Origin of the sequence: Microcoleus sp. A6-C6, from assembly GCF_036705955.1 — a bacterium.
In the GTDB taxonomy this organism is placed as follows: Bacteria; Cyanobacteriota; Cyanobacteriia; order Cyanobacteriales; family Microcoleaceae; genus Microcoleus.
This window is the reverse complement of the sequence record NZ_JAUBVR010000057.1, coordinates 1,528-15,477: the sequence shown is the minus strand read 5'-3', so window position 1 is coordinate 15,477 and position 13,950 is coordinate 1,528. Positions and strand designations below refer to the sequence as shown.

13 protein-coding genes are annotated in these 13,950 nt (G+C 44.8%); 5 read left to right on the top strand and 8 right to left on the bottom strand.

The features are described 5' to 3' along the window. The first annotated feature begins 37 nt into the window (after nt 1–37). Genes QUB52_RS20645 through QUB52_RS20635 form a run of 3 tightly spaced genes read left to right on the top strand, consistent with a single transcriptional unit; the run spans nt 38 to nt 1,671 of the window. On the top strand, nt 38–604 hold the full coding sequence (locus QUB52_RS20645; RefSeq protein ID WP_332969153.1) for a DUF924 family protein: 567 nt from the start codon (nt 38–40) through the stop codon (nt 602–604). 27 nt (nt 605–631) lie between these two features. Next, a complete protein-coding gene (locus QUB52_RS20640) occupies nt 632–1,204 on the top strand; it encodes a hypothetical protein (RefSeq protein WP_265234076.1) in 573 nt (190 codons plus the stop codon). Between the two features lie 11 nt (nt 1,205–1,215). Continuing rightward, nucleotides 1,216–1,671, top strand: a complete 456-nt coding sequence (locus QUB52_RS20635; RefSeq protein WP_265234077.1) for a DUF6575 domain-containing protein — start codon at nt 1,216–1,218, stop codon at nt 1,669–1,671. A gap of 64 nt (nt 1,672–1,735) precedes the next feature. On the opposite strand, the gene QUB52_RS20630 is transcribed toward QUB52_RS20635, so the two are convergent. Further along, on the bottom strand, nt 1,736–3,091 hold the full coding sequence (locus QUB52_RS20630; protein WP_332974657.1) for a PQQ-dependent sugar dehydrogenase: 1,356 nt from the start codon (nt 3,089–3,091) through the stop codon (nt 1,736–1,738). Between the two features lie 97 nt (nt 3,092–3,188). Continuing rightward, nucleotides 3,189–3,686 carry an autotransporter gene (locus QUB52_RS20625; protein ID WP_332969151.1) on the bottom strand — a complete coding sequence of 166 codons (498 nt, stop codon included), beginning with the start codon at nt 3,684–3,686 and terminating at the stop codon, nt 3,189–3,191. 631 nt (nt 3,687–4,317) lie between these two features. Here QUB52_RS20625 and QUB52_RS20620 point away from each other — a divergent pair. Beyond that, nucleotides 4,318–4,950 carry a L,D-transpeptidase gene (locus QUB52_RS20620; RefSeq protein ID WP_332969149.1) on the top strand — a complete coding sequence of 211 codons (633 nt, stop codon included), beginning with the start codon at nt 4,318–4,320 and terminating at the stop codon, nt 4,948–4,950. 140 nt (nt 4,951–5,090) lie between these two features. Here QUB52_RS20620 and QUB52_RS20615 read toward each other — a convergent pair whose 3' ends face one another. The 6 genes from QUB52_RS20615 to QUB52_RS20590 all read right to left on the bottom strand — a co-directional run bounded on the left by QUB52_RS20615 (nt 5,091) and on the right by QUB52_RS20590 (nt 12,992). Further along, the gene (locus tag QUB52_RS20615; RefSeq protein WP_265234081.1) at nt 5,091–6,959 is read right to left on the bottom strand and encodes a tetratricopeptide repeat protein; all 1,869 of its coding nucleotides are present in this window, start codon (nt 6,957–6,959) and stop codon (nt 5,091–5,093) included. 65 nt (nt 6,960–7,024) lie between these two features. Further along, nucleotides 7,025–7,918 carry a Uma2 family endonuclease gene (locus QUB52_RS20610; RefSeq protein WP_332976256.1) on the bottom strand — a complete coding sequence of 298 codons (894 nt, stop codon included), beginning with the start codon at nt 7,916–7,918 and terminating at the stop codon, nt 7,025–7,027. A gap of 21 nt (nt 7,919–7,939) precedes the next feature. Beyond that, nucleotides 7,940–8,797: a Uma2 family endonuclease gene (locus QUB52_RS20605; RefSeq protein ID WP_332976253.1), complete on the bottom strand. Its 858-nt coding sequence runs from the start codon at nt 8,795–8,797 to the stop codon at nt 7,940–7,942. Between the two features lie 4 nt (nt 8,798–8,801). Continuing rightward, entirely contained in the window at nt 8,802–12,056 is a 3,255-nt protein-coding gene (locus QUB52_RS20600) for a HEAT repeat domain-containing protein (protein WP_332974654.1), read from the bottom strand. 383 nt (nt 12,057–12,439) lie between these two features. Continuing rightward, nucleotides 12,440–12,688, bottom strand: coding sequence for a type II toxin-antitoxin system MqsA family antitoxin (locus QUB52_RS20595; RefSeq protein ID WP_332974653.1), 249 nt, complete (start codon nt 12,686–12,688; stop codon nt 12,440–12,442). Between the two features lie 4 nt (nt 12,689–12,692). Further along, nucleotides 12,693–12,992 (bottom strand): DUF4258 domain-containing protein, encoded by a 300-nt coding sequence (locus QUB52_RS20590; RefSeq protein ID WP_332974651.1) that lies wholly within the window; start codon nt 12,990–12,992, stop codon nt 12,693–12,695. A gap of 51 nt (nt 12,993–13,043) precedes the next feature. Here QUB52_RS20590 and QUB52_RS20585 point away from each other — a divergent pair, with 51 nt between their 5' ends. Beyond that, a complete protein-coding gene (locus QUB52_RS20585) occupies nt 13,044–13,856 on the top strand; it encodes an ABC transporter ATP-binding protein (RefSeq protein WP_332974650.1) in 813 nt (270 codons plus the stop codon). The last annotated feature ends 94 nt before the right edge of the window (nt 13,857–13,950 follow it).

The following is a 13,950-nucleotide window of genomic DNA, read 5'->3' as shown; positions in this document are numbered from 1 at the left end:
AGCTGCAATCAACAATCAATCAAACACTCGATTGCTAATGAATGAAGTTTTAGATTTTTGGTTTGGTCGATCGAACTCTCCTGAGTTTGGAAAAGTCCAAAACAAGTGGTTTAAAAAAGATGCGAATTTTGATGCGGAAATACTAACGAACTTTCTCCCGCAATACGAACTAGCAGCATCCGGTAAACTCGACTCGTGGCTAGATTCCCCGGAAAACTGCCTAGCATTAATCATACTGCTCGATCAATTCCCGCGCAATATGTTTCGCGAAAGGCCCCAAGCCTTCGCCACAGACAGCAAAGCCTTAGCCGCCGCCCAACACGGTGTTAACAATAACTTCGATCGCGAATTGCTGCAAGTACAAAAATGGTTTATTTACCTACCTTTTGAACACAGCGAAAACTTAGAAAACCAGCAAAAATCTGTCGAACTATTTCGCCAGCTCAGCGGCAAACCCGAAAGCGATTCAGTCATAGATTTCGCAGTACGACATTTTAAAATAATCGAGCGTTTTGGGAGATTTCCCCACCGCAATCAAATTCTGGGACGCGAAACAACTCCCGAAGAAGCAGAGTTTCTCAAACAACCAGGTTCTGCATTTTAAAGCGCGATCGCCAAATTTTTAGGTTGTTTGCTATACAGACTTAAAAATACTATAGTTAACAGGAATACCCCACTGATTTTACAGCAAAAAGCACGGATTACCATTGTTATAAAAAATAGCGATTTTCTGCTAAACTTTAAAATCAAATCGGCTACTAAAATTATCAATATGTGTTTCAAACATCAAGAATATATAGATAAGCTTTCAACTCAATGCCCACCACTGGACTATGAACCTAAAGAAATGCTGGCTTTTAGATTTGTATTTAAACCCAATGATGAACGATCTATTGATAACTTTAAACCAGTGCTGATAATAACTCCGCAGCGCAACCTAAAACCAGAAACTGAAGCAACCAGATGTCAAGGTTATGCGCTATCATTATTTGATACCAGGGAAAATGCCGAAAAACGTTATTTAAAACTAACAAAAAAAAGAAAAAAACTGCGTGATTCTCTGGGGACTCACATAGCAGCAGGAGCGCTCTGCAAGACAGATGGAGTTCTCTCCAAAATAGATGATAACGGTCACTTCAGCCTACATGAATTTGCTACTGCTGATTTAGCAGCCAAATTTGTAATAACATCTTGTTTATTGTAAGGTAGAAAAATATGGAACAATTAATAGGATTTAAACTAAGTAAATTTCCTCTAACTCTCAGAAGCATAGTCCATTTAGAGTATTTCGACGGCCCCCTGCTATCGCTTTTTGAGAATGAATACGGCGATAGCTATCTTTATTCTTGGTGCGATGTAGATAATTTGTACAATCGCTGGTTGGTTTTCAGAGTTGCACAACTAACTCTCAAGCTTTACATAGAGGGACAAGTTTCATTGCACGAGTTAATTGTAAATCCTGTTGACGGATTTCTATATTCATTAGATATAGACAATGATTTACAGGTGAAAAACACTTATTTAATCCTGCCTGAAAATTTACCGGAAATCTACTTGCCCGAAACAGATTCCTATTACGAACTGTCTGATTTAAATCGAGAAACTGCGGAAGAAGATAGGTTATTAATTTTTCAGAAATTTTCCAGTGAATCTCAACTTAGCAAGGTTTGAAGCTGACTAAACAACCAGATACCGACTTCTTGAAAAAGTCGGCATCTAATCGATCGCCCAATTCTCAGCCGCGATACTGCACCCGATAAATCCGGTTATTCCCTTCCTCAGTAAACAGCAAACTCCCATCAGGTAAAACCAACAAACCAACAGGCCGCCCCCAAGTTTTCGGGCCCGACGGATCTGTGAGAAAACCAGTCAGAAAATCCTCATAATAACCTTGAGGCCGTCCAGTTGCCGCATTAAAGGGTACAAACACAATTTTATACCCAGTTCCTGCATTGCGGTTCCAACTGCCGCGAAACGCCACAAACGCGCCGTTAAAAAATCTTTTAGGAAATGTTTTTCCGTCGTAAAATTGAAGCCCCAAAGCCGCCGAATGCGCCTGAAACAGCACATCCGGCATTAATGTTTTAGCTGCTAAATCAGGTCGCTCGCTATTCCCATTTTTGACATGGCGCGGGTCGAGCAAATTCGGCTTAAAATAAGCGTAAGGCCAGCCGTAAAACTCGCCTTGACGAATTCTGGTCAAGTAATCCGGTACTAAATCATCTCCCAAACCATCGCGCTCGTTGACTGTCGCATAGAGTTGATTGGTTTTTGGGTGAAAATCCAATCCCACAGGATTTCGCAAACCGGAAGCAAATGTTTGCTGGTTTGTGCCGTCCAAATTCATCACTTGCACAGATGCTCTCGGCAGCGGTTCGGAGTCGGCATTAGACTGGGAACCAACTGATACGAAAAGCTGGCGGTTGTTCGGGGAAGCGACAACATTTCGCGTCCAGTGTTGGTTGTAGCCACCGCCAGGTAAATCGGCAATCTTTTCACCAGTACCTGTTAATTGTTCCTGCCCTTTTGTGTAGGGAAATCGGCGGACTTCGGCGGTGTTTCCGAGGAAAAAATAGCGATCGGCAAAAGCCATGCCAAAGGGAATATTTAACCCATTTTGGGCGCTAGCAAAAGTCATGTTCACCTCAGCAACGCCGTCACCGTTGGCATCCCGCAGCAGCCTAATCCGATTTTGGCGCGTTTCTGTTACCAAAACATCCCCTGTCGGCGTTAAAGCCAGCCATCGGGGAGCGTCTAAATTGTCAGCAAAAACGTTGACGACAAAGCCAGGAGGCACTCGCAGCACTGGCGATGCGGGAATCGGTACTACTTGAGGAGGTTTTGAGGCGCTTTGGCTGGCGAAAGGTTGCGGTAAAGCAGTTGCAACAATGCGGATGGGCTGTGGCGAAAGCGGTTTGGTCGGTACAATTTGAGTTGTGCGAACATTTGTCAGCGGCGCAAGGGAGGGAATTTGCGACAGCGGACTTGGTGCGGGTACAGGAGTTGCTGTAGCATCTGTAGGTCGATCGCACGCAACCAGAGGTAACAGCAGAATTAGCAACAGGAAACGCAGGTAATACATAGCAGCCATTTCTCCACAATTGCTCGACAATTCTATGATTTTAACTGCTCCTAAACAGCGAAGCCACCGCGCGCGCGATGGCTTAATTCCGTTTACAACGGTAACTCTACCAAAGTCCTCTCACAGGAGGAGCCGGACGGGGAGCCGGAATCGGACGGGGAGCCGGAATTGGAGCGGGAGCCGGACGGGGAATCGGGCGGGGAGCCGGAACTGGTGGCGGTTCAGGAGTCGGACGCGGTGCGGGGGTGGCAGGACGAACAACGGTTGTAGAGACCACCTTATAATTGGGGATCACTGTGAGATTTTCCACCTGATCTCCCGATACCGTCGCTCTGACTTTCATTCCCGGTACGAGGGCAGTAATTCTCAGGACGCATCTTTGAATCCTGAGAGTCCTGTACGGCCCGCTTTCTGGGCGAATTGTTACTATGTCGCCGACAATATTTTTGACAAAACCCGTAAAAATTTGAGCGTTTGCTGTTGTGGTGGTCTGTGTTTGGGCTATTTCAATTGCAGGGTTAGCCATCGCAGGATGCACTGAGACCGCCGAAATGAGCACCGACAGGGTTGCACCTGTCAATAATTTGATGTTCTGAAGACGCATTGAAACCTCACATTAACTGCCTTTGAGGGTCGGGCTTGCTTTCGCTACGCGAAAATCCCAACCTTTAAACCTAATCCAGTTTAATCCCCGGAGTAGTAAATTTATGACAATCTCAAAAAAAGATTATCGAACAAGTTTTGAAAGACTGAATTATACATGAAAAGTTCCCCATTTACAACAAGTTCAGCGCTTGGCATCTCTTGAGTGTAGGCATGATATATTGAGTTTGTTCGATCGACCGTTGCAGTTTTTTTGCGCCCACCTAACTGTTGCGGCACGAGCGGGAAACTCTGCCAACAGACAGATTCTGCTTGCCCCATGCAGTAGCGCCATAGTTTCAATTCGCGATCGCCAGCCTGCCACAGTTCAGTTGACAGTTGACAGTTGACAGTTGACAGTTGACTTTGGAGTGCGAAGTTTTTAGGCAGGGGATTTAAGCCCCAGCCTAAAAACAATCCACCTAAAGGTGGGGGCTTTAAATCCCCTGTGCTTTGATGAACTTTCAACTAAAAACGGCGCAATATTGACAGTCAAAAAGCCATCTTAAAACTTTTCAGATCGGGTGCGGTTGGCGGATAATTAGATAGGAACTTTGTAGGAACTGCTGATGAGGAGTTTAGCGAACAAAAAAATGGTGAACAGCAAATTTTTATTTAACAAGCTAATTGCGTTGAGTTTGAGTGCAGCGCTGCTGTCTGTTGCCCTACAGCAGCAGGCGACTGCCCAATCTGTTGCTAATTTAAGTAATAGTGCGATCGCCCAGCGCTCAAAATCCGATGTAAAATTGCCAAATCTCGGAGTTCCAGAACTGCCACCATTGGGCGAACCGTCTCAGTATATTCCCCAAGAACCAAAGGCGGCAGAAAATCCCATTGAGGAAGTACGTTTAGTGCTGAAATTGCGAGAACGTCGGGTCTATGTTTACCGCAAAAATAAGGTGCAAGCGAGTTTCCCGGTGGCGATCGGGAAACAGGGCTGGGAAACTCCCACGGGCAGCTTTAAAGTCATGCAAATGATTAAAGATCCTGCTTGGGAGCATCCTTGGACGGGAGAAATTGTACCCGCAGGGCCCGACAATCCGCTGGGTACAAGGTGGATCGGGTTTTGGACGGATGGTAAGAATGTGATCGGTTTTCACGGGACTCCGACTCTAGAGTCGATCGGGCGAGCAGCTTCTCACGGTTGTGTCAGAATGTTTGACAAAGATGCCCAGGCTTTATTTGAGAAAGTCGCAGTTGGCACGACGGTGATAGTTGAAAAGTAATTATTCGGAAACTGGGGTGCTTGAAAATATTCAGCAACAGGCAAGATGCCTGTGCCACTCTTGATGAATTTGATTATGGGGTGGGCCGGAGAACCCGCCCCCTTTCTTAGCAACAGGCAAGATGCCTGTTCCACAAAGAGTTAAATAGATTGCTGATATTTTTCCAGCAATTCTGGGATGTAATCGTAGCCATCAACACCAATTACCGGAATGATATTCGATCGACTTTTCGCCAAAGATTCTTTAAAAGCTTCAGCCCCCATTTGTCCGCGCAAAATAGTCAGCAAACCAGCCGATTGCCGCCACTCCATCGCCCCAATTTGCTCCAAAGTATACATCCCCAAACTACCAGCAAATATCGCTTGTTCTAGTTCATTCATCCTGTAATAAGCTTGAGCCAAATAAGCCAAATTCAGACCTTGCAAATACAAATCGCCCGAAAATTGGGCAGCTTGCCAACCTTTGACCAAATACTCGATCGCACCGGCGGCATTTTCCAGAGTAATTTTAGCAATTCCGAGGCTGCTAGAGCAAAAAGCTTGACTTTGCCTGTCTCCCAATTTCTCCGATAATAACAAGCCTTGCTCCAAATAGCCGATCGCACTTTCATAAACCTCCGGTTCCACCTCCTCCAACTGCCGCGCTTGAAACACCTCGCTGTAGCCCAAATTAGCCAGCGCATTTGCCTCACCTTGCCGCTCTCCCGCTTGTCGTGCCATAATTAAAGCCCGCTGACTGTAATTAATCGCTTCTTGATAATTTTTTTGAGCAACATAATTGCGGCTGATGTGATTGAGATTAGCAACTTCGCAGGCCTTATCCTCCTCCAGACGGGCAATTTCCAGCGCTTGCTTGTGCAGTAAGATCGATCGCTCATAGGCCCCAGCCGCCTGCATCGAATAACCCAAAAGTGTCAAAATCCGAGCCTTAGCTTGAGTACCCTCAACACGGCGCAGAGGTTCATCTAAATAATCCAAAGTATGCCGCAGAGCTTTACCATCAAACGAAGCAAAAATCCCGCCATAAAGCGGAAAGTATTCCCGCTGAGAAAACGCGCGCAAAATTTGCAAAGTCACTTGAAAACAAGCATTGGCCAACTGCTCGCCGCTCTTAGTAGAATTATTAAATCCACTAGCTAGCTGACTCCAAATTACCGCAAAAGTAATGTAAGTAGAAATCGAAGCTTTTGTGGATACTTTAGAATCGTAAACTTGCTTATCGAACCATGTCGCCAAAGCCCGCTGTAAGCACTGCAAAATAATTGCCAACTCAACCAATGTACTTAATTCTACATTAGACTGCTTGGCTGCCAGTTCAACGATAGAATCACCCCTGGCAATAGTCTGCAAAAGAGCGTGAGGAAACGGACTATTAACCTTTTTTGCCCAAAAAGCCCAAGGCCCATTTTGTTCGGGACTACCAGCGAATCCTAGCTGCTGCGGCTGATAAATCCAGCCGACGAGTTCCGGTTCCAAGCGCTGCCAAGATTCTAAACCTTTGGCAATCCCGCTGGTGATTTGCTGCAAATCTCGCTCGGTTTCGGGATTGGTAGTTTGCAGCATTTGTTGGTGCACGGATTTGGACAACTGCTGCAATTGCTCTAAAGTCAGCGGATGTTCTTTATTGGGATCGATTATTTGCAATATTGCCAGGAGGCGGCCGTTGGATTCGGCGGTAAGGATTTGTTGGATGGAAGATGCAATTTCGCGATCGACTCGGTTATCCTTCTGCCAGCGTTCCCATTCTCCTTGGATGGTTTTTAGCGCTCTGAGGCTACGATTTGCCTTGGCTTGTTTGATTTCGTCCTTTTCATTTCTGAGCAGGTTTTCGGTGGCATCTAAGCGTTCGCCGAAACAGCGTTCAAAGATTTCGCCGGTGCCGGTGCCAATGTCTTGCACCAACATTTGATATACTTGTTCTTTAGAGCGAATTTGACCTTTGAGGGTGATTTCGACAATTTTATCGATCAGTGCTAGGTAGCGATCGCGCAATGAAGTAGATTCTGGCATAAGTTATTTTTAGTTAATAAATTTTTATTGAGACAGCAGACAGTATTTCACGCTGCTACTTCATTTTACAGTTCATCTGGATTAATGCCCATTGCTCGCAGGCGATCGGCCAATTGATTGGCTCGTTGACTTTCCGATTCAGCCCGTTGTCTTTCCGATTCGGCTCGTTGTCTTTCAAATTCAGCTCGCTGTCTTTCCGATTCAGCGCGTTGCCTTTCTGATTCAGTTTGCTGTCTTTCAATTTCAGCTTGCTGCCTTTCAAATTCGGCTCGTTGGCTTTCCAATTGAGCTCGCTGTCTTTCAAATTCTTCAGGAGTCAGAACCAAATTACCATTAAGATCATACCAGCGCAGCCACAACCTTTCATTTTGTAGAAAAGCGCCTTGCCACAAACCCAAACTTAACTGGATTTCCGGTATCCAGAATCGAGAACCTGTTAACACTTGTTCGCGGTAACGGTTGCCAATCAAGCGAAATACTCTCAGTTGATTGTTGTATTTGCTAAACACAAAGTAATAGGGAATCTTCAAGATCCTCTCGTAAACCTGCCACTTAGTCGGAGGTTTGTTTGGTGCGGATTCTGTCAGCCCCAAATCTTCATCTTCCGTACTTGGTGATAGAAATTCGATCGCAATTAAAGGACTTACCACCTCATCCCAAATCACATAACTTTGGCGCAAGTCTCTGTCTTGGTAAAATCTCGAAACGCCGACAACTAAATACCAATCGGGTCTTTTGTACCAATTAAGGTGGTTGGAGTCGTAGTATAGATTGAGATCGCTGGCAGAGAATACGCGATCGGCTGGATAATTAGGGGGAATGCAGCTATCGCACAAAACTTGTGCTTGCAAGCGGTGATATTCGTCAGGCAAACCAGGCTCCTCCGGGTCTTCGCTAGGTAGATCGTACATCGTCGGTAGCACTTTTGCTTGGGAAGATTGCGAATCTGGTATGTACATGGTTATATGATTAGCATAAAACTACAGTTCATCTGGATTAATGCCCATGTCTCGCAGGCGATCGGCCAATTGATTTGCCCGTTGTTTTTCAAATTCAGCACGTTGCCTTTCCGATTCAGCTTGCTGTCTTTCAATTTCAGCTTGCTGCCTTTCAAATTCGGCTCGTTGGCGTTCCAATTCAGCTCGTTGACTTTCCAATTGAGCTCGCTGTCTTTCAAATTCTTCAGGAGTCAGAACCAAATTGCCATTAAGATCATACCAGCGCAGCCACAACCTTTCATTTTGGAGGAAAACACCTTCCCACAAACCCAAACTTAACTGGATTTCCGGTATCCAGAATCGAGAACCTGTTAACAATTGTTCGCGGTAACGGTTGCCAATTAAGCGAAATACTCTCAGTTGATTGTTGTATTTGCTAAAAACAAAGTAATAAGGAATTTTCAAAATTCTCTCGTAAACTTGCCATTTAGTCGGCGGTTTGTTGGGTTCCGATTCTGTAAAATCTAAATCTTCATCTTCCGTACTTGGTGATAGAAATTCGATCGCAATTAAAGGACTTACCACCTCATCCCAAATCACGTAACTTTGGCGCAAGTCTCTGTCTTGGTAAAATCTCGAAACGCCGACAACTAAATACCAATCGGGTCTTTTGTACCAATTAAGGTGGTTGGAGTCGTAGTATAGATTGAGATCGCTGGCAGAGAATACGCGATCGGCTGGATAATTAGGGGGAATGCAGCTATCGCACAAAACTTGTGCTTGCAAGCGGTGATATTCGTCAGGCAAACCAGGCTCCTCCGGGTCTTCGCTAGGTAGATCGTACATCGTCGGTAGCACTTTTGCTTGGGAAGGCTGCGAGTCATGTTTGTATGCAGTCATAGGATTACCCTGGCGAGACGGCTTGAGGAGATTGAAGCGGTACGGTAATTAGGACATTATAGCGCGCTGCGATTTCTTTCGGCAAAAAGTTAGTATCTCTTGCACCGGGAATCTTGGCCAAATAACAATCACGAACTGCTAACATAAAACCTTTAATTGCCTCTGGCGAATTTTGAAAGTCTGCATCTATTATAAAATCCCGCCACTTGCTTTCATCTTCACCATAAATATCGACTAAATGCAATCCTGCTAAATACTCGGCTACGGGGTCAAGTACAAAGCGGATATTCTCTTTGCTAGGAACATTCGTTTGGATGAGGTGGAGTTTTTCTTGGAGATAGTTGAAGCGTCTTTCCACATCTTGTGAATTAAATGCAGATAGCGCATTTATAGCATCTTCAATCTTAGTGCTAGTGGGTCGATAAGTGAGTTTCAGGCATTCCCAAGCGAGCAATTTAGCATCTTCGTGAACGGTGATATCTGTCAATTTATTTTCTACCATGTCCCGGTTCAGTTCGTTCAGGTAGGAAAGCATTAAATCTGGTATATTTTCAGGTAACTTACCCGTTTTGTTGCCTTCCATTTTCGCGACTAACACATCGGCGTACAGTTTGGCAAACAATACAGTTGTACTTCGGCCTTGAATTCTGATTTCCTCTAAGAGTTTAGCCAAATCGCCGCAGGCATAATGAAATTGCGAACCGTTAAAAAGATTTAATTTTCCTAGCTTATCTAAGTATTTTTCCATAAAAGCTGATAGTTCCGATCCCTCAATTCGCAACGGGTGAAGCGTGTTTTTGTTGGCTTTACCCATTGTGGAATCAAGTCGCGAAGTCACAACTAAAGCATTGATCGGAAAATCGGCAGCATTAGGGTCAATTTCCTTTTGGGTTGTTTCTGCCATTTCTGAAAAGTGGTCGGCAATTACCAGGATGCGGCGCTGTTGTAGCAATTTTTGCAGCAGTTCTTCAGCAATGGGCGTGGGATGGTTGGTGATAGATTTTAGTTGACCGCGTATGGCTTCAAAAAAGGGATGTTTGCCTGCGGCGACTTTACTGTCTAGTTCTTCTTCGATCAAGATTGGAATCATCAGGTGTTTGCAGAGGCGTTGGGTTTTATCCCGTTCCATTGCCCAATCGGCAATTTGACAAGCGATGCTAGTTTTGCCGATACCGCCTTCACCCCAGATGAGCAGACAGATTCGCTTTTTGGTGAAAATTGTTGGCAAATCTTGACCTCTAAGTTGAGGTAGTTTTTTGTCGTCTAATTCAAAAGAAACTGGGATGTAAGTAGCGCGGCTTTTGACTGTATTTCGTTGAGCAAATTGTTCGCGGACTGTTTCGATGTGGGCCGAAACCCAGGAATCTAGAACTCTGGGACGGTAAATAAAAATACTGATAAAGGTAAGGTCGCGAATTCGCACGGGAGCACCGCCCCATGTTTCTGGTAGTTTAAATTCGTAGGGTTTGAGTGCGTCGTTGATTCGCAGCAGCCACAGGGGACGCAGCCGGAGGATTGCAAACCACAGGGATGGGAAGAAGATTAGGTAAATTATTGTTGCTGCTACCCATTGATTCTGGCTCATCAAATTGAATAACTTGGCGTTTTGTTCGGCTTTGAGATTCTTGATGTATACACGGAGATTTGCGATCGTTCTCTTCTTTACCGACTCATCGTCTACTGAAATATATTGATCATCACGTTCAGCCTCATACGGTTCCAAAATTTTTAAGGCTGACTCTAGGTTTGATACCGCCTGATTTAACTGCGATGGGGTTAGCGTATTTGCCTTTTCTTGAAGGCTAAGAGCAATGTCTTCCAAGGCATAGGCGGCACTGGTACGTAGTTTATCGGAATCTTTCAGCAAGAGAATTAGCTGCGGCACAGCAGTTTTAGCTTCTGCACCCATACTCCCCAAAGCCTTGGTGGCACTTCTACCCACATTTATATCGGAGTCTTTCAGCAAGAGAATTAGCTGCGGCACAGCAGTTTTAGCTTCTGCACCGATTCTCCCCAAGACACGGGCGGCATTACTACGCACGTCTGCATCGGAGTCTTTGAGCAAAAGAATTAGCTGCGGTACAGCAGTTTTAGCTTCTGCACCAATATTCCCCAAGACATCAGCCGCATTACTACGCATAAATATATCGGAGTCTTTCAGCAAGGGAATTAGCTGTGGCATAGCAGTTTTAGCTTCTGCACCGATTCTCCTCAAGGCACTGGTGGCACTAAGACGTACCACTGCATCGGAGTCTTTCAGCAGGGGAATTAGCTGCGGCACAGCAGTTTTAGCTTCTGCACCGATACTACCCAATACATCGGCGGCATTACTACGCACATTTATATCGGAGTCTTTAAGCAAGAGAATTAGCTGCGGCACAGCAGTTTTAGCTTCTGCACCGATATTTTGCAAGGCACTGGTGGCACTTCTACGCACATTTATATCGGAGTCTTTAATCAAGAGAATTAGCTGCGGCATAGCAGTTTTAGCAGCTTCTGCACCCATATTCTCCAAAGCACGAGCAGCACTACTACGCACACCTGCATCGGAGTCTTTAAGCAAGGGAATTAGCTGCGGTACAACAGTTTTATGTTTTGCAGGAATATTCCCCAAGGCACTGGCTGCACTGCTACGCACGTCTGCATCAGAGTCTTTCAGCAAGAGAATTAGCTGCGGCACAGCATTTTTAGCCTCTGCACCCATAGTCCCCAAGGCACGGGCCGCACTACTACGCACGTCTGCATCGGAGTCTTTCAGCAAGGGAATTAGCTGCGGCACAGCATTTTTAGCTTCTGATAAATCTTCCCGTACATACCTATATCCATTCATAATTTCTCCTAACACGTTGACAGCATTACGGCGTAACTTTACGTCCGAGTCTTTCGATGCGTTGACAAGAGCAGGAATAGCACGATTGCCATTTCTTCCGAGAACCTGAGCAACACTCCGGCGGACTAGCAAATTTTTCTCACGCAAAGCTTCAATCAAAGCGGGGATAGCTGGTTCACCTATTTTTACTAACTTCTCAATAGCTGCATCAAGTTCCTTTTCATCGTTGCTCTTTAACTTCTCAATGAGGGAGGAAATCTCTTTGGAACTAGCTTTTGCTGCGCTGACACTTTCTGCCACAGCGCTGCGAATCAACAGTAAAGGCGATGTGAAAGATAAAAACGATAGGGCAATTACGGCAACTATTTTTTTTCGGTAGTGCGTCGTCATGGGCCAGAATCCTTGTATTTGATGAGCGGTATCAGCCATTTGAATAATTGTATCTACATTCTGATCACACTGGTTTTCTGAATCCGGGGGATCTAAATTTGTGGTTGTCAGTGGTGAAATTGATAATCGATCTCTAAATTTCCTTAAAAAGCGGAATTTTAAGAATATAATTCAATACGGTTCATTTAACACTATTTATGCCCCGGAGATCCCCCTAAATCCCCCTTAAGAAGGGGGACTTTGAGAGCTTTCTTGTCCCCCCCTTTTTAAGGGGGGTTAGGGGGGATCTGTCTTAAGTGAACCGTATTGGAATATAATTACTTGAACTCATACTTGCCGTGAGGATAAAATTACAGCAGTGAATCTATTTTCAATGCTACCAAGGGCGATTATCGCATCTTCCCAAACCAACCAAAAATGATTTACGTGTAACTTTTGCTGGGAATTTGGATATATGAATCAGGCATTTCATGCTGCTGGTGAATAGCAAAGAAACGGCGCTCAATTTCTTTAAGCACTGCTGCATCATAATAAATCATGCCGCAATCAAGACAAATCTCAACTGGTGTGTTAGGAACTAGCAAGTATTTACCCTTGTGACTGTAAAGGTAATTGATTTTACGTTCCTCATAGCTCTTGCTACCGCAGGTATTGCATCGGATTTCTCGCATGAGTTTATCCTCTAGTTCTAGGGTTGATAAAATTTGGGGGACTGGGAATATAGACAGTTATAATTGCTATTTTTTCACCGCGCCATCCGCAGACTATATGAATGGCTATCTCACCTGCATAACCTAATACTAAACAACTTTCACCTCGACCAGTATTAGGATATTGCTCAAGAATCTCTCCCTTGAGCAAAGCTTCCTCAACCTGAGTAAAGGTTAAGTCATCAGCCTGACGCTCGATATCTCCATGAGCTGTATAAACATATAAATTTTGGCGAATTTTTGCTTGAATTTCCTCGGATTCCATTTATACTTAAGTCTAAGGCATAATCACATAATCTCTATTATATCATATTTGATGATTTCCGAACCACTTACTTTCTCACAAAACACTCCCATCTTAGAAGCCCAAGGATTAACTCGCCGCTTTGGCGGTTTAGTAGCTGTAAACGACGTATCTTTTACAGTTAAAAAACATGAAATTTTTGGATTGATCGGCCCTAACGGCGCTGGCAAAACTACTCTGTTTAATGTAATGACTGGACTGATACCTGCCTCTAGTGGCAATCTGATTTATGAAGACGAAAATATTTCTAAATTGCGGCCTTATCAAATTGCCAATAAAGGTATTGCGCGCACTTTTCAAAATATTCGGTTGTTTGGAGAACTTTCTGTTTTGGATAACGTGGCGATCGCCCGACACATCCACAGCCGATCGCAAAATCCGGTATTATCGCTACTATCGGGGATTTTCGGCTTACCAGAATCTAACGCTATGGAGCGCAAAACCCAGCGAAAAGCCAGGGAATTGTTGGATTTGGTCGGATTGGGCGATCGCGCGGCAGAACAAGCCAAAAACCTGCCCTACGGCGACCAGAGGCGCTTAGAAATCGCCCGCGCCCTAGCCCTAGAACCGACAATATTGCTGTTAGATGAACCAGCGGCGGGGATGAATCCCAGCGAAAAGCACAAGTTAAGTGAATTTATCCGCGAAGTGCGCGAACAATTCAATTTAACTGTAATATTGATCGAGCATCATGTACCGCTGGTGATGGGATTGTGCGATCGAATTGCGGTGCTGCATTTCGGTCAACTTATTGCCTTGGGCGAGCCTGCGATTGTGAGGAATAATCCTGCTGTGATTGAGGCTTATTTGGGAGATGAAGCATAAAATAAAATTGGTTTAATAGATAAGCGGGCGATTGAAATCGCGCCTACACAAACAATGTCCGCCTCCGCGGACTAAGAGTTAAATCGAAGATAAG